This window comes from Citrobacter sp. Cf118 (assembly GCF_030334095.1).
Lineage (GTDB): Bacteria > Pseudomonadota > Gammaproteobacteria > Enterobacterales > Enterobacteriaceae > Citrobacter > Citrobacter freundii.
Window position 1 is genome coordinate 231,309 of record NZ_JAOWES010000088.1, and the last position, 21,039, is coordinate 252,347.

At 50.9% G+C, this 21,039-nt stretch carries 22 protein-coding genes; 9 read left to right on the forward strand and 13 right to left on the reverse strand.

Translation table 11 applies throughout. The annotated features are described in order from the left end of the window. Positions 1-17: 17 nt before the first annotated feature. Positions 18-917, reverse strand: coding sequence for a (2E,6E)-farnesyl diphosphate synthase (gene ispA, locus OGX67_RS21250; RefSeq protein WP_003021584.1), 900 nt, complete (start codon positions 915-917; stop codon positions 18-20). After that, positions 918-1,160: an exodeoxyribonuclease VII small subunit gene (gene xseB, locus OGX67_RS21255; RefSeq protein WP_003021586.1), complete on the reverse strand. Its 243-nt coding sequence runs from the start codon at positions 1,158-1,160 to the stop codon at positions 918-920. Between the two features lie 196 nt (positions 1,161-1,356). On the opposite strand from xseB, the gene thiI reads away from it, so the two are divergent. After that, entirely contained in the window at positions 1,357-2,805 is a 1,449-nt protein-coding gene (gene thiI / locus OGX67_RS21260) for a tRNA uracil 4-sulfurtransferase ThiI (protein ID WP_032948689.1), read from the forward strand. 65 nt (positions 2,806-2,870) lie between these two features. Here the strand turns inward: thiI and OGX67_RS21265 are convergent, their stop codons facing one another. Genes OGX67_RS21265 through panE form a run of 3 tightly spaced genes read right to left on the reverse strand, consistent with a single transcriptional unit; the run spans position 2,871 to position 5,450 of the window. Beyond that, a complete protein-coding gene (locus OGX67_RS21265) occupies positions 2,871-3,953 on the reverse strand; it encodes a hypothetical protein (protein WP_257651693.1) in 1,083 nt (360 codons plus the stop codon). Between the two features lie 32 nt (positions 3,954-3,985). Next, complete coding sequence (yajL, locus tag OGX67_RS21270; protein WP_003021591.1) at positions 3,986-4,576, reverse strand: protein deglycase YajL; 591 nt, start codon at positions 4,574-4,576, stop codon at positions 3,986-3,988. After that, positions 4,539-5,450, reverse strand: coding sequence for a 2-dehydropantoate 2-reductase (panE, locus tag OGX67_RS21275; RefSeq protein WP_040232714.1), 912 nt, complete (start codon positions 5,448-5,450; stop codon positions 4,539-4,541). Before panE ends, yajL begins: the two co-directional genes overlap by 38 nt. Before the next feature lie 174 nt (positions 5,451-5,624). Here panE and OGX67_RS21280 point away from each other — a divergent pair, with 174 nt between their 5' ends. After that, positions 5,625-6,116, forward strand: a complete 492-nt coding sequence (locus tag OGX67_RS21280; protein WP_003831002.1) for a YajQ family cyclic di-GMP-binding protein — start codon at positions 5,625-5,627, stop codon at positions 6,114-6,116. 80 nt (positions 6,117-6,196) lie between these two features. On the opposite strand, the gene OGX67_RS21285 is transcribed toward OGX67_RS21280, so the two are convergent. Next, positions 6,197-7,561: an MFS transporter gene (locus tag OGX67_RS21285; protein ID WP_257651692.1), complete on the reverse strand. Its 1,365-nt coding sequence runs from the start codon at positions 7,559-7,561 to the stop codon at positions 6,197-6,199. A 182-nt stretch (positions 7,562-7,743) separates the two neighbouring features. On the opposite strand from OGX67_RS21285, the gene OGX67_RS21290 reads away from it, so the two are divergent. From OGX67_RS21290 to OGX67_RS21300, 3 genes are read left to right on the forward strand one after another with little or no spacing between them, the layout of a single operon-like run. Then, positions 7,744-8,226, forward strand: coding sequence for an Hcp family type VI secretion system effector (locus OGX67_RS21290; RefSeq protein ID WP_003021598.1), 483 nt, complete (start codon positions 7,744-7,746; stop codon positions 8,224-8,226). Between the two features lie 11 nt (positions 8,227-8,237). After that, complete coding sequence (locus OGX67_RS21295) at positions 8,238-8,705, forward strand: STM2901 family protein (protein WP_071696879.1); 468 nt, start codon at positions 8,238-8,240, stop codon at positions 8,703-8,705. Then, positions 8,705-9,028: a DUF1493 family protein gene (locus OGX67_RS21300; protein WP_071696878.1), complete on the forward strand. Its 324-nt coding sequence runs from the start codon at positions 8,705-8,707 to the stop codon at positions 9,026-9,028. The genes OGX67_RS21295 and OGX67_RS21300 overlap by 1 nt, the downstream gene beginning before the upstream one ends. 56 nt (positions 9,029-9,084) lie before the next feature. Here the strand turns inward: OGX67_RS21300 and cyoE are convergent, their stop codons facing one another. The 7 genes from cyoE to OGX67_RS21335 form a co-directional block, all read right to left on the reverse strand. Further along, entirely contained in the window at positions 9,085-9,975 is an 891-nt protein-coding gene (gene cyoE, locus OGX67_RS21305; RefSeq protein ID WP_003835956.1) for a heme o synthase, read from the reverse strand. 11 nt (positions 9,976-9,986) lie between these two features. Further along, positions 9,987-10,316, reverse strand: coding sequence for a cytochrome o ubiquinol oxidase subunit IV (locus OGX67_RS21310; RefSeq protein ID WP_003021607.1), 330 nt, complete (start codon positions 10,314-10,316; stop codon positions 9,987-9,989). Next, complete coding sequence (locus OGX67_RS21315; protein ID WP_003021608.1) at positions 10,316-10,930, reverse strand: cytochrome o ubiquinol oxidase subunit III; 615 nt, start codon at positions 10,928-10,930, stop codon at positions 10,316-10,318. The genes OGX67_RS21310 and OGX67_RS21315 overlap by 1 nt, the downstream gene beginning before the upstream one ends. Beyond that, the gene (cyoB, locus tag OGX67_RS21320) at positions 10,920-12,911 is read right to left on the reverse strand and encodes a cytochrome o ubiquinol oxidase subunit I (protein ID WP_003831008.1); all 1,992 of its coding nucleotides are present in this window, start codon (positions 12,909-12,911) and stop codon (positions 10,920-10,922) included. Before cyoB ends, OGX67_RS21315 begins: the two co-directional genes overlap by 11 nt. Before the next feature lie 19 nt (positions 12,912-12,930). Next, positions 12,931-13,878: a cytochrome o ubiquinol oxidase subunit II gene (gene cyoA, locus OGX67_RS21325; RefSeq protein WP_003847580.1), complete on the reverse strand. Its 948-nt coding sequence runs from the start codon at positions 13,876-13,878 to the stop codon at positions 12,931-12,933. 458 nt (positions 13,879-14,336) lie between these two features. Further along, positions 14,337-15,812 (reverse strand): muropeptide MFS transporter AmpG, encoded by a 1,476-nt coding sequence (ampG, locus tag OGX67_RS21330; RefSeq protein WP_003021615.1) that lies wholly within the window; start codon positions 15,810-15,812, stop codon positions 14,337-14,339. Positions 15,813-15,856: 44 nt separating this feature from the next. Further along, entirely contained in the window at positions 15,857-16,435 is a 579-nt protein-coding gene (locus tag OGX67_RS21335; protein WP_003021617.1) for a lipoprotein, read from the reverse strand. Positions 16,436-16,740: 305 nt separating this feature from the next. Here OGX67_RS21335 and bolA point away from each other — a divergent pair, with 305 nt between their 5' ends. The 4 genes from bolA to clpX all read left to right on the forward strand — a co-directional run bounded on the left by bolA (position 16,741) and on the right by clpX (position 20,972). Then, the gene (bolA, locus tag OGX67_RS21340; protein WP_003021619.1) at positions 16,741-17,058 is read left to right on the forward strand and encodes a transcriptional regulator BolA; all 318 of its coding nucleotides are present in this window, start codon (positions 16,741-16,743) and stop codon (positions 17,056-17,058) included. Positions 17,059-17,401: 343 nt separating this feature from the next. After that, positions 17,402-18,700 (forward strand): trigger factor, encoded by a 1,299-nt coding sequence (gene tig / locus OGX67_RS21345; protein WP_003021622.1) that lies wholly within the window; start codon positions 17,402-17,404, stop codon positions 18,698-18,700. Positions 18,701-18,947: 247 nt separating this feature from the next. Continuing rightward, positions 18,948-19,571, forward strand: coding sequence for an ATP-dependent Clp endopeptidase proteolytic subunit ClpP (gene clpP / locus OGX67_RS21350; RefSeq protein WP_003021624.1), 624 nt, complete (start codon positions 18,948-18,950; stop codon positions 19,569-19,571). Positions 19,572-19,697: 126 nt separating this feature from the next. Then, on the forward strand, positions 19,698-20,972 hold the full coding sequence (gene clpX, locus OGX67_RS21355; protein ID WP_003831013.1) for an ATP-dependent protease ATP-binding subunit ClpX: 1,275 nt from the start codon (positions 19,698-19,700) through the stop codon (positions 20,970-20,972). The last annotated feature ends 67 nt before the right edge of the window (positions 20,973-21,039 follow it).

Genomic DNA, 21,039 nt, shown 5'->3' on the forward strand with positions numbered 1-21,039 from the left:
TCATGGGATATGTTGGTTTATTTATCACGCTGGATTATGTAGTCCGCTAGCGCTTCCAGTGCCGAGGTATCGAGTGACTGTGCGGCCAGCAAACTTAGCGACTGGCGGGCATCCTCGATTAAATCCCGGGCTTTATTCTGGGCTTGCTCAAGACCCAGAAGTGCAGGATAGGTACTTTTGCCAAGCTGCTGGTCAGCACCCTGACGTTTACCCAATGTTGCAGTATCGCCTACCACATCCAGGATGTCATCCTGAACCTGGAAGGCCAGACCGATGCTTTCTGCGTATTTGTCGAGTATTGCCAGGCATTCTCGCCCTTTATCGCCTGCGCTTAATGCTCCCAGACGTACGGCGGCGCGAATCAATGCCCCGGTTTTATGGCGGTGAATACGCTCCAGCGCATCCAGCTCAACCTGATGACCTTCAGCTTCCAGATCCAGTGCCTGACCGCCGCACATACCGGCGATACCGCTGGCCTGAGCCAGTTCAGAGATCATCGCGATGCGGTCACGGTCAGATACTTCCGGCATTGGAGCGTCGCTGATAATGGAGAATGCCAGCGTTTGCAGCGCATCTCCGGCCAGGATCGCGTTTGCCTCACCAAATTTTACGTGGCAAGTCGGCAGACCGCGGCGCAGGTCATCGTCGTCCATCGCGGGTAAATCATCGTGCATCAGCGAATAGGCGTGAATGCATTCGACGGCGGCAGCGGGAGCATCAAGCGTACTCAGGCTGACACCAAACATCTGACCGGTCGCATACACCAGGAACGGGCGCAGGCGTTTACCGCCTAATAATGCGCCATATTGCATGGTTTCGACCACGGGAGTGTTCTGAAAGGGCAGTGGCGCGATAAAACGGCTCAGTGCCTGGTTGGCCTGCTCAACGCAAGCCTGTAGCTGCTGCGTAAAATCCATTTACTCATTATCCGGTGTAAAAGGCGTAAGGGCCGCGTCTTCAGTATCTGACAGCAGGATTTGTACGCGCTGTTCAGCCTGTTGCAATTTGACCTGTCCTTGACGCGCCAACTGTACGCCGCGTTCGAATTCGTTCAACGCTTCTTCTAACGGCAGGTCGCCGCCTTCCAGACGGGTAACAATTTGTTCCAGCTCGCTCAGCGCGGTTTCAAAACTGGCGGGCGCTTCATTTTTCTTCGGCATAATGAATGTCTGACTCTCTGTATTGGCAGCACAAGACTATGGTAACGGACTCGCACTGATAAGCAAATAACGCGCAATGTGCACAGTAGCCGCGTGATGGTGATATACTTGCGCGCCTGGATGCAGTCGCGGGTATGGGCTGCTGTATTTTTTTCCATTACAAGTCATTCAGACTTGCCTAAGAACCATTGCCGCCATGAAGTTTATCATTAAATTGTTCCCAGAAATCACCATCAAAAGCCAATCTGTGCGTTTGCGCTTTATAAAAATTCTGACAGGGAACATTCGTAACGTTTTAAAGCACTATGATGAAGACCTTGCCGTTGTCCGTCACTGGGATCACGTTGAGGTTCGCGCTAAAGATGAAAGCCAGCGCCTGGACATTCGCGACGCGCTGACCCGTATTCCGGGGATCCACCACATTCTCGAAGTAGAAGACGTGCCGTTTACCGATATGCACGATATTTTCGAGAAAGCGCTGGTACAGTATCGCGATCAACTGGAAGGTAAAACCTTCTGCGTACGCGTTAAGCGTCGTGGTAAGCATGAGTTTAGCTCCATTGAGGTGGAACGTTATGTTGGCGGTGGACTGAACCAGCATATTGAATCCGCGCGCGTGAAACTGACGAAGCCGGACGTGACGGTTAATCTTGAAATCGAAAACGACCGTCTGTTGCTGGTTAAAGGCCGCTATGAAGGTATTGGCGGTTTCCCAATTGGTACGCAGGAAGACGTACTGTCGCTGATCTCCGGTGGTTTCGACTCCGGCGTGTCAAGCTACATGCTGATGCGTCGCGGCTGCCGCGTGCACTACTGCTTCTTCAACCTTGGCGGGGCAGCGCATGAAATCGGTGTTCGCCAGGTGGCGCATTACCTGTGGAATCGCTTCGGTAGTTCGCATCGCGTGCGTTTTGTTGCTATCAACTTTGAACCGGTGGTCGGTGAGATCCTGGAGAAAGTTGATGACGGCCAGATGGGCGTGGTTCTCAAGCGTATGATGGTTCGCGCGGCGTCGAAAGTCGCTGAGCGCTACGGCGTACAGGCGCTGGTAACCGGTGAAGCACTGGGTCAGGTGTCCAGTCAGACGCTGACCAACCTGCGTTTGATCGATAACGTATCAGACACCCTGATCCTGCGCCCACTTATCTCCCATGATAAAGAGCACATCATCAATCTGGCGCGTGAAATTGGCACCGAGGATTTTGCTCGTACCATGCCGGAATACTGCGGTGTAATTTCAAAAAGCCCGACGGTGAAAGCGATCAAAGCAAAGATTGAGGCCGAAGAAGAAAACTTCGATTTCTCTATCCTCGATAAAGTGGTTGAAGAAGCGAACAATATTGATATTCGCGATATCGCCCAGCAGACGCAGCAAACCGTGGTAGAAGTAGAAACCGTGAGCGGTTTCGGCCCGAACGATATGATCCTGGATATCCGTTCTGTGGATGAACAGGATGATAAACCGCTGAAGGTTGACGGCGTGGACGTCGTTTCTCTGCCGTTCTACAAGCTGAGCACCAAATTCGGCGATCTGGACCAGAGCAAAACCTGGCTGCTGTGGTGTGAACGCGGGGTGATGAGCCGCCTGCAGGCGCTGTATCTGCGCGAGCAGGGCTTTGAAAACGTGAAGGTGTATCGCCCGTAATTGAGTAAACACCGTGTTGTAGGCCGGATAAGGCGGTTACGCCGCCATCCGGCAATGCAACGATATTATTCAAAACGCACAGGAAGCGTCTTCCCGTTCGACTCCCAGACGCCCTGATAAACCCCGTCTTTTAAATCCAGTGTTATTTTCTCTTGCGATTGTTCAGCTGCAGACGTCTTCAGTTCATAATGTTGATTGTCGGCTGTATCGCATTTGCCGGTTAATTCAATCGGTGCGCCAAATTTCTGGTAAAAGTAAGCCCCGTCAAAAAAATCACCGTATTTGCAGTCCACCTTCAACACAATACGCATGCTTTTTCCCAGCGTGCCGTACATTACTTTGCCGTCAATGCCGGGCGCTGGCGAAACCGGTGTTGTACTCTTTGCTCCAGTCAGATACTGGCCGTACGGCGTGAGCCGATTTTGCAGTTCTGCGGTTGGGATTTTAGTGGTGAAATCACCCAACTCGTCGAGTGCGCGGCTGGCGTGGTTGCTACAGCGCCCGTTCAGGAAAGCCAGATGGTCTTTTTGCAGGGAGAATTTGTCGATGTAGTACAAACCGTCGGTGTAGGTTGCGCACGATGCGTAGAATTCGGCATAGTCAAAGTCTTCGCCTTTCTCTTCTTTTATTTGCGCCGACGTCTGCGATTTATGCGCATCAACAAAGGTATCGATTTGGCCACGGATATCTTTTCTGATGCGGGTATTTAATTCGGCCATCGTAGAGCGGGAAAAGAGATCGTTGAGGGTAATTGCCGCGCCGTTGGCTAAATCGAAGCTGAGCGGTACATTGTACGATTCGCAATACGCTCCGCAGCCTTCGACAAACATATTCATGGTCAGGATTTTTTCGTCGCGAAATTCAACCGTGTAGTTAAGGTTTGCGGTGGGATTCATGGCTGATTTCGCAAACTGGTTTACTGTGGTCTGCGGAGTATTACCCGGTAGCTGATTGATAAAGGTTGCGAAAATATAATCGTTAATACGTTTCGCAACCTTGGGGTTATCCGTCGAGGAAAACCATGGCACGCGATATTGCATTTCAGTGCTTCCGGGATAGCGATACTCAATATTCTTTATGTCGAGTTGCGTCGCTGTGGCATAACCGGAAAGGAGCAATAAAGCCACTCCACTTAGATATCCTTTCATTATGATTCCTTATAAGGGAGTGGCCTGAAGATTTACTCGTAGTAGTTATAGATTCCCGCTGCCATCACTAGTTGTGATGCAACTTCGTAAGCCTTTTCACGACTGACCAGAAGATCAATGATTTTCAAACCGAAATCGATTGAGGTTCCCGGTCCCTGGCTGGTTAACAGGTTAACTCGCGGATCCCATACGACGCGCTTGTCCTGCCATTGATCAGCGGGGATCTTGTCTTTCAGCGCCGGGTAGCCGGTCATGTTGCCGATGGGAAAAATGTCGTGTGGGACGAGGACGGTGGCAGCCGCGGCACAGATTGCCGCGACAATGCGTCCGGAGCGATGAAACTGCTTCACGGTTTCGACCAGCAGAGGGCTGTCGCGAAAACACTCGGCGCCTTTAATACCGCCCGGCAGTACGATAATGTCGAAATCGCCGTCAGCAACTTCGACTAATGGCGCATCCGCCAGCAGTTTCACACCGCGCGAGCACACGATCGTCAGGTTGCCATCGCTGGCGACGCTGGCGGTTGTGACCTTAATTCCGCCGCGAACCAGTAGATCGATAGTAGTAACCGCTTCGGTTTCTTCACTACCAGGGGCGAGACATACCAGTGCTTGAGCGCTCATACTCACTTTCCTTTCTTTTAACCATTTCAAACAGGCGGGCATTTTCCGGAACGGCGATGCCGTGCGCGCGTGCACGTTTTAACAAATAACCGGTAATGTAGTCGATCTCGGTATGACGCATGGCGCGAATGTCCTGCAGCATAGATGAGATATTTTCCGCCGTACTGTCAATCACTTGCTCGACATAATAGCGTAAATCATCCGCTGATGTGTGGTGGCCTTCGCGTTCGATGACCGCTGCCACTTCCTCGCAGATGAGCGCTATTTTTTCAGGGTGATGGCGTAACTCACCGTTTGGGCAATCCCATAATGCGGTCAGCGGGTTAATGACGCAGTTGACGGCCAGCTTGCGCCATAGCTCGGCGCGAATAGTGTTGTGCCAGGCGACGTCCGGCAGCACCTCTTGCAGGGTTTCAGCCAGATAGCTGAAATCGCCGTCTTGCTCACGCGCCGGCCCAATACGCGTTGTTCCCTGAGCGACATGAATGATGACGTTCCCGTCACGGCGTGCTGCGTGGGTGGTGGTTCCCATCAGCAAGGGTTGCTTAATGTTATGTAACTCTTCAATCGTCCCCATGCCGTTGTGAATAAGCAGAATTGGCGTGGTTTCAGGCAGAATTGCGGCCAAGCCTTTTACCGCATCAGAAACCTGCCAGGCCTTCAGGGTGACCAGCAGCAGGTCGCTTTTTGCCAAAAAGTCGGGGTCATTTGCCGTCAGGGATTCATTAAAAACTGAGCCATCCGTGTCGATCAGGTTTACGCTGCAATAGGGTTGCGGTACGCGCAGCCACCCTTGCACCTCATGTCCATGTTTGCACAGCGCTGTAAGCCATAGCTGTCCTAACGCTCCACATCCCAGTACGGTAATTTTCATTCTTCCTCCTCACCTGCAACAGCACCAGGTGTTAATCCATATCGACCGCACCCTATTATTGTTCGCAGATGTCGCTACCACGTACAATGAAAGGATACAGCCTAGTATAGCGCTGTCTGTTGAGTAACTTTGCAGGTATTATGCTTCGCATCAAAAATGAAGGGAGAGGAAAAGATGCCATCTTTCGATATTGTCTCTGAAGTTGATCTTCAGGAAGCCCGTAACGCGGTGGATAACGCCAGCCGTGAAGTCGAGTCACGCTTTGATTTTCGTGGCGTTGAAGCCACTTTTGAGCTGAATGAGTCAAATAAGACGATTAAGGTGCTGAGCGAGTCTGATTTTCAGGTTAATCAGCTGCTGGATATTTTGCGTGCCAAGCTGCTGAAACGCGGTATTGAAGGCACCTCGCTGGACGTACCAGAAACTTTCGTGCACAGCGGTAAAACCTGGTTTGTTGAAGCTAAGCTGAAGCAGGGCATTGAAAGTGCGGTGCAAAAGAAAATCGTTAAGCTGATCAAAGACAGCAAGCTGAAGGTGCAGGCGCAGATTCAGGGTGAAGAAATTCGTGTGACCGGTAAGGCGCGTGACGATCTGCAATCCGTCATGGCGCTGGTTCGCGGTGGCGATCTCGGCCAGCCGTTCCAGTTTAAAAATTTCCGCGATTAAGTCGTAATGCCTGATCCGGCCTACAGGTCGCACACGCTATTTGTAGGCCGGATAAGACGATAGTCGCCATCCGGCAATTATCACGCCTGGCTGATGGCCTGCTCAACCTCAAATCGATTGGTGACTTTGCTGTCGATTTTCACGTAGGCCGAGTGCTCTTTTGCGACAATTAACACTTCGCTTATCCCTTCTTTCGCCAGCAGACGCTGCTTCAACGTGTCATCCGCGGCAATCTCTGGTGGGATTTCCACGCGCAGGCTGCTGACGTACGGCGGTTCTTTCATTGTGCTTGCCACCAGTAACCAAATGGCTGCCAGCAGCGCGCCAGCCAGGAATATGGCCTGACCATCAAACATTTCGACCACCCAACCACCGAGTGAACCGCCAATCGCCACGCCAAGAAACTGGCTGGTGGAGTAAACGCCCATCGCCGTGCCTTTATAACCTGCAGGTGATTCTTTGCTGATAAGCGAGGGGAGGAGGGCTTCCATCAGGTTAAAGGCGAGGAAGAAAATCTGCACGCCCGCAATCAGACCCCAGAAACGAATGTTAGCGCTCCACAATACAATCTCTGCAATAAGGATCAGTAACACGCAGGCGAGGAATACGCGTTTCATCTTGCGCTTTACTTCGGCGTAAATGATGAACGGCACCACGGAAACAAAGGACAGCAGCATCGTCACCAGATAAATTTTCCAGTGTTCTGCGGCGGGGAAACCGGCTTTCGCCAGTTGTCCTGGTAACGCGACGAAAGTGGACATCAGCAAAATGTGCAGACACATGATGCCGAAATTGAGCTTCAGCAGTTTGGGCTCCGCCAGCACTTTGCTGAAGCTATCTTTTACCATGCCCGATTCACGGTTTAGTACGTGGCTGGTGCTATTGGGAACGACCCAAATGGTCAGCACGATACCCGTGGTGGCAAGGGCGGCAATCATCCAGAACAGCGCGTGTAGCCCCAGCGCATGGGTAACGATGGGCCCCAGCACCATCGCAATGGCAAAGGTGATACCAAAGCTGACGCCGATAAACGCCATCGCTTTGGTGCGGTTTTGCTCGCGGGTTAAGTCGGAAAGCAGCGCCATCACGGCGGCGGCAATCGCGCCAGAGCCTTGTAGGGCGCGGCCAAGAATTATTCCCCAGATTGAATCGGAGAGCGCGGCAATCACGCTGCCGAGAACGAAAACCGCCAGTCCGCCGACAATAAGCGGCTTACGGCCGATGCGGTCAGAGAGCAAACCAAAGGGGATCTGGAAGACGGCCTGCGCCAGGCCATAAATGCCGATGGCAAGGCCTATCAGCGCTTCACTGGCGCCCTGTAGCGCCATGCCGTATGTGGTCAGAACCGGTAGAACCATAAACATGCCAAGCATGCGCAACGAGAATACGGTCCCTAAACCCCAGGTGGCGCGCAACTCACCGGGCGTCATTTTGTAATCGTTCATTCCCACCTCTGTATTAATTTCGCGCCTAGTGTAAAGCGGGGAAGGAATGGGGTAAACCTCTACGATATGTGGAATTGTGTAGCGCGGAAACTTAAATAGTTACAGCTGCAACTAATTTACTTGCGATAATTACAGGTGTAGTCTTTTTGTGGTTATTTCTAATGGAAAGAGGGAAAAGGAAAATGGCGATTCCAGGCAATATGTGGATTTATGACGATGGTGGCGCGCTGATTAAGGGCGGGTGTGACGTAAAGGGAAGAGAATACAGTATTGAATTTAAAGGTTTTCATCACAATCTCTCTATTCCAACTGATAATGCAACGGGTAAACCAACAGGCACACGCCAACATTCACCGATGATGATCGTCAAAGAATTTGACTACTCGAGTCCCTATTTATACAAAGCGGTCGCTTCTGGTCAGAATCTTAAGTCTGCAGAGATTCGTTGGTACAAAATCAATGATGCCGGTCAGGAAGTGGAGTATTTCAACATGCTGCTCGAGGGCGTGCGGATTGTCTCGGTCTCTCCGACGATGGCTGGGCCAGAAGACAAAAACAACAATCACCTTGAAACCATAGAGTTACGCTACGAAAAAATCACATGGAAGCATTGCGACGGGAACATTATCTATACCGACGCATGGAATGATAGGCAGACGGCATAATGGGTGATTGAATGGACACAACTGAAGAAGCGAATGGAACCTATTGGTATCATGGTCACGCTAACGTAACGTCGGGTGAGCTGTTTGATTTGATATTCATTGAGCAGTTGGCAGATTCATTAGGTATCACCACGGAAGCGGTTACGCTGGTTTTGATCGGTCAACCATTTATTCCTGTCAAAGGAAAACTATCAGCAGCCACGAACACCCCTGGCACTAGTATTGCATCAATGCTATGTAGAAAACTTCTGAAAGGGGCTCGGTTCCCGTTTGGTTTAAGACTACACGCTCCTATGGGGAAGTTTTCCAAATTGAAGATGGTTCCAACGAACCAAATAGCAACTTACATAGGCCGTTGGGTTCCTTTTGTCGGGCATGCTCAGTTAATCGTGCTTTTGTTCGCGGTGACAAAACACACCCGCGATAAATACAATCTCATCGCACGACCCAAAGATCGCATACAGTGGACATCCTTCTGATGAGAAATTATGAAGCTGAAGTTATTGAGTACATCATGAAGAATTACCCAATTAGGGAACGTTGGTTCAGACCAGGTCTTAAGCAGGTCACTAAAGAATGGACCCTTGAGGATGATTTTCAGTTTGTTCCGGAAGATGCGTATGATTTTTTAGCTGATTTATTTGAGCATTTTGATATTGAATATTCGAAGTTTGATGGAAGAAATTATATTGAACAAGAATACCCTTTCTGGCGAAAAGATCCTCCTGAAATTGAGTTGAAGCCTTTGACAGTAGGTATGATTATTGAGTCAGCAAAGGCTGGAAAATGGCTTTACGACTGAATAACATTCCTGCCAATAAAAAGGGTGCCGAAGCACCCTTTTCGTATCAGCAGATTTTACCAGACGTAAGTCAGCAGGTTCTGCGAGTTTGGCACCATAAAGTCGACGGACATCATCACGGAAAGCGCGGTAATGGCGATGATGGAGAAGCCGAACAGCTTGCGCGCCCAGACTTTGTCATCTTCCACTTTATAACCGCGCAGCGCCATGCCCAACCACCAGACGCTCACCGCCGCAGCAACAATCAGGTATTTATAACCTGCATAGCCGCCCAGGGTTAGCATCAGCGTGGCGATAGCAAATGCGATGATATACAGCGTGATATGGTTTTTCGCGACTGAAATGCCTTTCACCACCGGCAGTACTGGGATGTTGGCAGCCTGATAATCCTTAAAGCGGAAAATCGCAATCGCGTAAGAGTGCGGCATCTGCCACAGGCTGAAAATAGCCAGCAGAATCAGCGCACCGCTATCGAACTCACCGGTTACGGCGCAGTAGCCAATCACCGGCGGCGCAGCGCCGGAGAGTGAGCCAATCAGCGTGCCATAAACGGAATGGCGCTTCATGTACAGGCTATAGACGCCCACATAGACCACGAAGCCCATTACCCCCAGCCAGCAGGCCAGAGGGTTCGCGCCAAACCACAGCAGCATAAAGCCAGCAATACCCAGCAGGGTGGCGTATACCAGTGAGACCGCAGGGGAAATCAGACCTTTAACCAGCACGCGGTTTTTGGTCCTCTCCATCTTCCTGTCGATATCCCTGTCGATGTAGTTGTTAAATACACAACCCGACGCCACAACCAGTGACACCCCAACCAGCGTGTAGATAAACAGGGGATAATCAATGCTGCCTTTCGAGGCCAGCAGGAACCCCCCAATCACCGAGATCAGGTTGCCAAAGATGATGCCTGGTTTCGTTACTTGCAGGTATTGCTTAAACATCATAATCGCCGCTCTTAGTGCATCATCATGTTGTAGTTAAGGTTCCACATAATCCAGATGGAGCCCACAACCAGGATGGCGATGATTAGCACAGTAAAGACAAAGGCCGTCATGTTCCAACCTTCATCAGATTTGCTATTCATGTGCAGGAAGCACACCAGGTGCACCAGAATCTGTACCACTGCCATTGCCAGAATAGTTCCCAGAATGACGGCCGGAGAGGCAGAACCTGTCATCACCATCCAGAACGGAATAACCGTCAGGATGATCGACAGGATAAAACCTGTCATGTAGGTTTTTACGCTGCCATGGGATGCGCCGCCGCTCTCGTTAGCATGACTCATTACATCGCCCCCATCAGATAAACAACAGTGAACACACAGATCCATACCACATCCAGGAAGTGCCAGAACAGGCTCAGGCACATGATGCGGGTACGGTTAGTACTGGTCAGGCCGCGACGAGCGACTTGCACCATCAGAACTGCCATCCAGATAAGACCGGAGGTGACGTGCAGACCGTGCGTGCCGACCAGCGCGAAGAACGCAGACAGGAAACCGCTACGATCCGGGCCCATGCCGTTAACAATCAGGTGATGGAATTCATAGAGTTCCATCCCGATGAATCCGGCACCGAACAAGAAGGTCAACGCCAGCCAGGAGATAACCTGGCTCTTGTTGTTCTTGTACATGGCAATCGCTGCCATGCCGTAAGTAATGGAGCTGAATAACAGCAGGAATGTTTCAACCAGAACGAACGGCAGTTCAAAAATGTCCTTACCTGTCGGGCCACCTGCGGTGCCGTTCACCAGAACGGCATAGGTTGCAAACAGAATAGAGAACAGAATGCAGTCGCTCATCAGGTAGATCCAGAATCCGAAGATCTTGGTCTGGCCTGCATCGTGGTGCCCGTGTTCGTGCGCGTGGGCAGTCGCGTGCGTTAAAGTATCAGTTGCCATTTTTCAGCCCTGCCTTAGTAATCTCATCGAAATGCTGGTTTTCCAGTTTTTCGACTTCCGGGACCGGCACGTAGTAATCCACGTCTTCATCAAAGCTTTTCACAATCCAGCTGATGATCATGCCTGCGAAGCTTGCAATCGCCAGCCACCAGATATGCCAGATCATGGCGAAACCAAACAGTGTTGCGAAGGCGGTAATGACGATACCGGCACCGCTGTTCTTCGGCATATGAATTTCTTCATAGTGCGCAGGCTGCTTGTACGCTTCACCTTTTTCTTTCATTTCCCAGAAGGCATCACGCTCGTGAACGTGCGGCACAACGGCAAAGTTATAGAACGGAGGCGGGGAAGAGGTTGCCCACTCCAGCGTACGACCACCCCATGGGTCACCGGTCAGGTCACGGTTCTGCTCGCGGTCGCGAATAGAAACGAAGATCTGAATCAGCTGGCACAGGATACCCAGTGCAATCAGCGCGGCACCGCAGGCGGCAACGACCAGCATTGGATGGAACTGTGGGTCAATCTGCTGGCTGAGACGACGAGTCATACCCATGAAGCCCAGCACGTACAGCGGCATAAATGCCACGAAGAAGCCGATGATCCAGAACCAGAATGCGCGTTTACCCCAGGTTTCGTTCAGCGTGAAGCCAAACGCTTTTGGCCACCAGTAGGTCATACCTGCGAAGCAGCCAAATACGACGCCGCCGATGATAACGTTATGGAAGTGCGCAATCAGGAACAGACTGTTGTGCAGTACGAAGTCTGCACCCGGAACCGCCAACAGTACGCCGGTCATGCCGCCGACTGAGAAGGTCACGATAAAGCCAATCGTCCACAGCATCGCTGAGTGGAATACGATACGGCCCTGATACATGGTGAACAGCCAGTTGAAGATCTTCACCCCGGTCGGGATGGCGATAATCATGGTGGTAATACCGAAGAAGGCGTTTACGTTAGCGCCTGCACCCATGGTGAAGAAGTGGTGCAGCCAAACAACGAACGACAGAACGGTGATACACACGGTTGCCCACACCAGCGAGGTGTAACCAAACAGACGTTTACGTGAGAAGGTTGCCGCGATTTCGGAGAACACCCCGAAGACCGGCAGAACCAGGATGTACACTTCCGGATGGCCCCAGGCCCAAATCAGGTTGATGTACATCATCATGTTGCCGCCCATATCGTTGGTAAAGAAATGGGTGCCCAGATAGCGATCCAGGGTCAGCAACGCGACGGTAACCGTCAGGATTGGGAAAGAGGCGATAATCAGGATGTTCGCGCACAGAGACGCCCAGCTAAATACCGGCATCTTGAACATGGTCATTCCTGGTGCACGCATCTTAATGATGGTCACAAAGAAGTTGATACCGGTCAGGGTTGTACCAATACCGGACAACTGGACTGCCCATATCCAATAATCGACCCCGACGCTTGGACTGTACTCTATTCCCGAGAGCGGCGGATACGCCAGCCAACCGGTCTGCGCGAATTCACCCACGCCCAGAGACAGGTTAACCAGGATTACGCCGACAACGGTGAACCAGAAGCTCAGGTTGTTCAGGAACGGGAATGCAACGTCACGTGCACCGATCTGCAGTGGAACCACCAGGTTCATCAGACCGATAACAAATGGCATTGCCACGAAGAAGATCATAATCACGCCGTGAGCCGTGAAGATCTGGTCGTAGTGGTGAGGAGGCAGGAAGCCCGCTTCACCTGCAGAAGCCAGCGCTTGCTGACTACGCATCATGATGGCGTCGGCAAAGCCACGAATCAACATGACGATTGCGACGATGACATACATGATGCCAAGGCGTTTGTGGTCAACCGAAGTCAGCCACTCTTTCCACAGGTAGGTCCACTTACCGAAGTAAGTGATTAGGCCCAGTAAGGCCGCACCACCGATGATAATGGCAGCGATCGTAACCATGACAATGGGTTCATGGAACGGCACTGCATCCAGCGTCAATTTTCCGAACATCGTATTCTTCCTCGGCCCCTTAGTGAGCGGATTCCGCGTGGCTCATGTCCATGCCTTCCATGCCTTCGTGTGCGCTGTGCTCACCTTCGGGTTGGGTCATGTCCATGCTCTTACCGTGAGCCATAAATTTGTTAATAACATCTTTAAACAAATCGGGTTTCACGTTGGAGAAGTATTCCACCTGGTTGTATTCGCTTGGCACAGCCACTTTCTCGAACGCAGCCATGTCGCTCATGGTGTTCGTGGACTGTTTAGCTTTAGCAACCCATTGGTCGAATTCGGCGCGGTCCTTTGTTGCGATAGCCTTGAACTTCATACCGGAGAAGCCTGGTCCGCTATAGCTTGCGGAGATACCATCATAAGTACCGACTTCGTTGGCGATCAGATGCAGTCGAGTCTGCATACCGGCCATGGCATAAATCTGGCTACCCAGACGCGGGATAAAGAAGGAGTTCATCACGGAGTTGGATGTCACTTTGAACTCAACCGGAGTATTCGCCGGGAAGGCGATTTCATTCACGGTAGCGATACCCTGTTCCGGATAGATGAAGAACCATTTCCAGTCCATGGAAACCACTTCGATGGTAATGGGCTTCTCGTCATGCGCCAGCGGTTTGCTTGGCTCAAGAGCGTGAGTGGTTTTCCAGGTCAGAACGGCAAGGAAAATGATGATTAAGATCGGCACCGTCCAGACCACAGCTTCCACTTTATTGGAGTGTGACCAGTTCGGGCTGTACTTCGCATCTTTATTGCTTGCACGATACTTCCAGGCAAAACCAACAGCCATCAAGATGGCAGGAATAACGACAATCAACATCAGGCCAAATGCCGTCAGTATCAGTGAACGTTGTTCCAGTCCAATCTGTCCTTTAGGGTCAAGCAGCGCAGAATTACAGCCACTGAGTAACGCAGTGCCTGCAATTAATGACAACCATCCCAAACTTTTATTGTATTTCCTGAGTCTCATTTAACGACCTCAATTCCACGGGACCGGGTGGCGTTTAAAGTGTGAGGGCATTTTACGGGAAGGTTACATTACTGTAAACATCCTTGGATCTGTGTTACTGGGTTCTGCCGTGCATGTCACATATGTTGCAATATATGTCGCTTTGACTTTAAGAACCTGTTGCAACATCACGTTATAACGAAAGCAGGCAGGTGGGGGACAGGCTGAGGGCAATTGGTATAACCAATACGAAAATAAAACAATTGTTTAACAATTGATTATCAATAAAAAGACAAATTGGGAACAAAAAATAAATCTGTAGTGGCTGAATCGAGTAAGGAAAATAAAATATATAAAAGGCGTCAATAATTTCCAAATTCTTTGGCGCACAAAATAACAAATATTATTTTTATCAATTGTTGTTTATTTAGCCGTTATAATTACGCAGGGTGATTACAACGGCTTATTAATACGTTTTTTTACGCCAGACGGTTTTTGCGCAGAGCCAGATAATCCAGCAATCCACCAAAAATCACCCCGCAGACCGCGACTGCCACCGAGACTTCAAGCAGTTCCGGCAGGAAGGAGAAGTTGGTGTAATCCAGCGCGTTCATGGTTAACAGTAGCAGCCAAACCAGCAGCAGGCAGCAGCCCACTACCAACGTCATTAATGCCAGACTGTACGCTCCACGAAATTCCGTACGCGGAATAAAGCTTTCATTTTGCCAGCTATGTTCCAGGGTCTGGCGACATACCAGCAGCAGTATGAGGCCGGGGATCGCGGCAAACACGGAGAACAGATAAAACGTCGGCCAGCCGTGTGCTTCGACAAACCAACCCGCTACCGGGCCAACATAAACGCGACCAACGGCTGAAAGCGCGGAGAGCAGGGCGAACTGGGTCGCTGAGAAGGACTTATTGCACAGCGTCATTAATAAAGCGACAAACGCCGCTGTGCCCATTCCGCCACACAGGTTTTCAAAGAAGACGGCGGCCGCCATACTGAACATGTGTTTGTCAGTGATGGACAATAGCCAGTAGCCTGCATTTGACGCCCCTTGCAGGATGCCAAATATCAGCAATGCGCGGAACAGCGAAAGGCGCTGCATCAGGATCCCACCGTACAATGCACCAACGATGGTTGCCAGAAGCCCGAGCGTTTTATTCACCACACCAACCTCACCCGCATCAAATCCAACGCCGCGGATCAAAAAGGTGGTGGTCAGGCTCATGGCGAAGGCATCCCCGAGCTTATACAGCACAATAAGCAGCAGGATCAGCCAGGCGTTGTTACGACCAAAGAAGTCTCGCAGCGGAGCCGCAACCGCCTGTTCCAGCGTTTTAGGTACCGGAATGGTGTCAGTCGGTTCAGGTGCTAACAGGGTGGCGATGATACAAGGAATCAACAGCGCTGCCATCAGCCAGTACATCCCTTGCCAGCCCAGCCAGCGATCGGCCATCCACAGGGCCAGTCCGCCTGAAACCAGCATCCCTAATCGATAGCCCAGCACGCTGATAGCCGCGCCGGTGCCGCGCTCTTCTGCGGGCAACACGTCGGTTTTCCAGGCATCAAAGACGATATCCTGCGAGGCCGAGCAAAAAGCGATCACTACTGCGAGTGCGGCCATCCAGCGTAACTGTGTGCCAGGCTCCAGAAAGCCCATCGCGGCGATAGAAATTAACAACAGCACCTGGGTCGCCAGCAGCCAGCCGCGACGTCGACCTAAAAACGGTGGCGTGTAACGGTCCATCAACGGGGACCAGAGAAACTTAAATACGTAGGCCTGACCTACCAGGGAAAAGAAACCGATGGTTTTAAGATCGATATTCTCGACCGTCATCCACGCCTGAAGCGTACCGGAGGTGAGTGCGAGCGGTAAACCGGAGGCGAACCCCAGAATAAGCAGGATAGCTGAGCGTGGTTGCTGAAAAATACGTAAGTAATGACTGGACATGGGCTTCTATAGGCCCGACGAACGCCGGGCCATATGGGCAGAAATTAACGAGCGTTCTGCTTGATGAAATCGTGAACGCTGGTGTCCTGAGACATATCAGCGATGGTGTCGGTCAGCACGCTGTTAACGGCGTCAGCGATATTTTTGTTAGAGGCCTGCAGTGCGCCTTCAACAGAATAGCTTGCGCGGTAGTTTTTGGTCATCTTGTTGCCGTTAGCAGCGGTCGCAATGATGGCGATATCTGCTTTGGTGGCAATGTTATAGCGCACGCTACCCTGAGACACGTCAGCGTACAGCTGGCTAACAATGATTTGCAGGTTTACAGCGCCGTTTGGTCCAATCATATAACCGCGTGCGGTCATCTGTTTTTCCAGTACTTCTTGCAGCAGGAAGCGCAGATCGCGGGACGCGGTCAGCGTAACCAGCTGGTTGTCGCGGGTGACTTTTGCCAGCGCTTGATCCTGACGCTGGTCGGCACCGTTGATGCTAACAGTCACGCCCATCAGGCTTGGGTCCTGCTGTGGCAGGGTAATTTTCGGGGAGACTTCAATAGTGGTCGGCGGCGTTGCGCATCCAGCTAACATGAACATCGCGACTAACGGGAAGAGGATTTTTTTAAACATGCCAGGGCTCTCAGCGAATCTAAATTGTATGGTTAGAGAAAATTCCCGCCATCATAACATCGCCAACGATGAGGGGAAGTGGGTAACGCATGTAAATTCATTGTGTTGTCCGTTTTATGACTTTGTGGAGGCCATAAACGGACTTTTTGCAATAAAACGAAGTGAGGATTCAGTGAACTTCATCCGTTTGGCTGAGAAAATCAGACAAGCGCTAATTTTTTGTTGCTAAGGTGTAATGAAAACGGTAAAAGCGGCTAGTATTTAAAGGGATGGGTGACATCTCAGCGTTGTCGGAGGAAAATTTCATGATGATTCGTGAGCAAATAGAAGAAAAATTAAGGGCAGCGTTCGAACCCGTGTTCCTCGAAGTTGTGGATGAAAGCTATCGTCACAATGTCCCGGCTGGTTCTGAAAGCCACTTTAAGGTTGTGCTGGTTAGCGATCGCTTTACAGGTGAACGTTTTCTTAATCGTCATCGGATGATTTACAGCACGTTAACGGCGGAGCTTTCCACAACCGTTCACGCACTTGCCCTGCATACCTACACCATTAAGGAGTGGGAAGCGTTGCAGGATACGATTTTTGCATCACCTCCGTGTCGTGGGGCGGGAAGCATCGCGTAAAACGGATTTGCAACAACCGACGCTTTTCCAGTATGTTGCTACAGATTATGTGAAAACGGCCTGCGGGCCGTTTTGTTTTGTCTGAATTCTGGGGCAGTCGTACAGTATTCAGACAAAAATTAGCCGGGAATTGTGAAAAAAGCCGCAGCAACGCGCGATAACCGTTCTCGACTCATAAAAGTGATGCCGCTATAATGCGCGTCTTATTTTTCGGAATGTCTTCGGGATGATTCTGACGACAGGGAATGTGATTGCTTATGAGAACATCCCAGTTCCGCGAAGCCAACAACCTGTGCTTGCGGAGAAGAGTTGACCGAGCACTGTGATTTTTTGAGGTAACAAGATGCAAGTTTCAGTTGAAACCACTCAAGGCCTTGGCCGCCGTGTAACGATTACTATCGCTGCTGACAGCATCGAGACCGCTGTGAAAAGCGAGCTGGTCAACGTAGCGAAGAAAGTGCGTATTGACGGTTTCCGCAAAGGAAAAGTACCGATGAATGTTGTTGCTCAGCGTTATGGCGCATCTGTTCGCCAGGACGTTCTGGGCGACCTGATGAGCCGCAACTTCGTTGACGCGATCATCAAAGAAAAAATCAATCCGGCTGGCGCACCGAACTACGTTCCGGGCGAATACAAACTGGGTGAAGATTTTACTTACGCGGTAGAGTTCGAAGTTTACCCGGAAGTTGAGCTGACTGGTCTGGAAGCAATCGAAGTTGAAAAACCGGTTGTTGAAGTCACCGACGCTGACGTTGACGTGATGCTGGATACCCTGCGTAAGCAGCAGGCTACCTGGAAAGACAAAGACGGCGCTGCTGATGCAGAAGACCGTGTAACCATCGACTTCACCGGTTCTGTAGACGGCGAAGAGTTCGAAGGCGGCAAAGCGTCTGACTTCGTACTGGCGATGGGCCAGGGTCGTATGATCCCAGGCTTTGAAGAAGGCGTTAAAGGCCACAAAGCTGGCGAAGAGTTCACTATCGACGTGACTTTCCCGGAAGAGTACCACGCTGAAAACCTGAAAGGTAAAGCCGCTAAGTTCGTTATCAACCTGAAGAAAGTTGAAGAACGCGAACTGCCGGAACTGACTGAAGAATTCATCAAACGTTTCGGCGTTGAAGATGGTTCCGTAGCAGGTCTGCGCGCTGAAGTACGCAAAAACATGGAACGCGAGCTGAAAGGCGCTGTGCGTAACCGCGTTAAGTCTCAGGCGATCGAAGGTCTGGTAAAAGCTAACGACATCGACGTTCCGGCTGCGCTGATCGACAGCGAAATCGACGTTCTGCGTCGTCAGGCTGCACAGCGTTTCGGCGGCAACGAGAAACAAGCTCTGGAACTGCCGCGTGAACTGTTCGAAGAACAGGCTAAGCGTCGCGTAGTTGTTGGTCTGTTGCTGGGCGAAGTGATTCGCACCAACGAACTGAAAGCTGACGAAGATCGCGTTAAAGGCCTGATCGAAGAGATGGCTTCTGCTTACGAAGATCCGAAAGAAGTGGTTGAGTTCTACAGCAAAAATAAAGAGCTGATGGACAACATGCGTAACGTCGCTCTGGAAGAGCAGGCTGTTGAAGCCGTTCTGGCGAAAGCGAAAGTGACTGAAAAAGCCACTTCCTTTAACGAGCTGATGAACCAGCAGGCGTAATTCGTCGCTTTTTTAGCTCGAATTTCGTACGCAAGCCCGTCACCTTTTGGTGGCGGGTTTTTTTTTGTCACGCATTTTGCATGGGAAGAGTGCGAAAACAGCGTTTCAGTGTTAGCGTTACAACAAAAGATTGTTATGCTTGAATTATGGCGATGTCGTACCCATTACTGAGGGACTAGCTGATAATCCGTCCATAAGGTTACAATCAGCACAGCAGGTTTTTTCAAATTTTATCCAGGAGACGGAAATGTCATACAGCGGCGAACGAGATAACTTTGCACCCCATATGGCGCTGGTGCCGATGGTCATTGAACAGACCTCACGTGGTGAGCGCTCTTTTGATATCTATTCTCGTCTACTTAAGGAACGCGTCATTTTTCTGACCGGCCAGGTCGAAGACCATATGGCTAACCTGATCGTGGCGCAGATGCTGTTCCTGGAAGCAGAAAACCCAGAAAAAGATATCTACCTGTACATCAACTCCCCTGGTGGAGTGATCACTGCCGGGATGTCTATCTATGACACCATGCAGTTTATTAAGCCGGACGTCAGCACCATTTGTATGGGCCAGGCGGCCTCAATGGGGGCGTTCCTGCTGACCGCCGGGGCGAAAGGCAAACGTTTTTGCCTGCCTAACTCTCGCGTCATGATCCACCAGCCTTTGGGCGGTTACCAGGGCCAGGCAACGGATATTGAAATTCATGCCCGTGAAATCCTGAAGGTAAAAGGGCGCATGAACGAACTTATGGCGCATCATACGGGTCAATCTCTTGAGCAGATTGAACGTGATACCGAGCGCGATCGCTTCCTCTCCGCTTCTGAAGCGGTAGAGTACGGTCTGGTCGACTCGATTTTGACCCATCGTAATTAATGCCCAGTGCGCAGGTGTGCCGCTATAATTACCTGGAGCGGCACAACGCTGACTAGCGTCTTGCGCCTGAGAATGGCATTTGCGTCGTCGTGTGCGGCACAAAGAACAAAGAAGAGGTTTTGACCCATGACAGATAAACGCAAAGATGGCTCGGGCAAATTGTTGTACTGCTCTTTTTGCGGCAAAAGCCAGCATGAAGTGCGTAAGCTGATTGCCGGTCCATCCGTGTATATCTGCGACGAATGTGTTGATTTATGCAACGACATCATTCGCGAAGAGATTAAGGAAGTAGCACCGCACCGTGAACGCAGTGCGCTGCCGACGCCACATGAAATTCGCAACCACCTGGACGATTACGTTATCGGTCAGGAGCAGGCGAAGAAAGTGCTGGCGGTCGCGGTATACAACCATTACAAACGTCTGCGCAACGGCGACACCAGCAATGGTGTTGAGTTGGGCAAAAGTAACATCCTGCTGATTGGCCCGACGGGTTCCGGTAAAACGCTGCTGGCTGAAACGCTGGCGCGCCTGCTGGACGTTCCGTTCACTATGGCCGACGCCACCACGCTGACCGAAGCCGGTTATGTGGGTGAAGATGTTGAAAATATTATTCAGAAACTGTTGCAGAAGTGCGATTACGACGTGCAGAAAGCACAGCGTGGGATCGTCTATATCGATGAAATCGACAAGATATCTCGTAAGTCTGATAACCCGTCCATTACCCGTGACGTTTCTGGCGAAGGCGTACAGCAGGCGCTGTTGAAACTGATCGAAGGTACGGTTGCTGCCGTTCCGCCGCAGGGTGGTCGTAAACATCCTCAGCAGGAATTCCTGCAGGTTGATACCTCCAAGATCCTGTTTATCTGCGGTGGTGCCTTTGCCGGTCTGGATAAAGTGATTGCTAACCGTGTTGAAACTGGCTCCGGCATTGGTTTTGGCGCAACGGTAAAAGCACAGTCTGATAAAGCCAGCGAAGGTGAACTGCTGTCGCAGGTCGAACCGGAAGATCTGATCAAATTTGGTCTGATCCCTGAGTTCATCGGTCGTCTGCCGGTTGTGGCAACCCTGAGCGAACTGAGTGAAGAAGCGCTGATTCAGATCCTCAAAGAGCCGAAAAATGCCCTGACCAAGCAGTATCAGGCGTTGTTCAATCTTGAAGGTGTTGATCTGGAGTTCCGTGAGGAAGCGCTGGATGCGATCGCCAAGAAAGCGATGGCGCGTAAAACCGGCGCCCGTGGTCTGCGTTCTATCGTCGAAGCCGCGCTGCTCGACACCATGTACGATCTGCCTTCGATGGAAGACGTCGAAAAAGTGGTGATCGACGAGTCGGTGATTGGCGGCCAGAGCAAGCCATTGCTGATTTACGGTAAGCCGGAAGCACAACAGGCATCTGGCGAATAATTCATCAATTCATACAGACATTTAATTAAAAAGGGGGGATTTTATCTCCCCTTTTATTTTTCCGTAA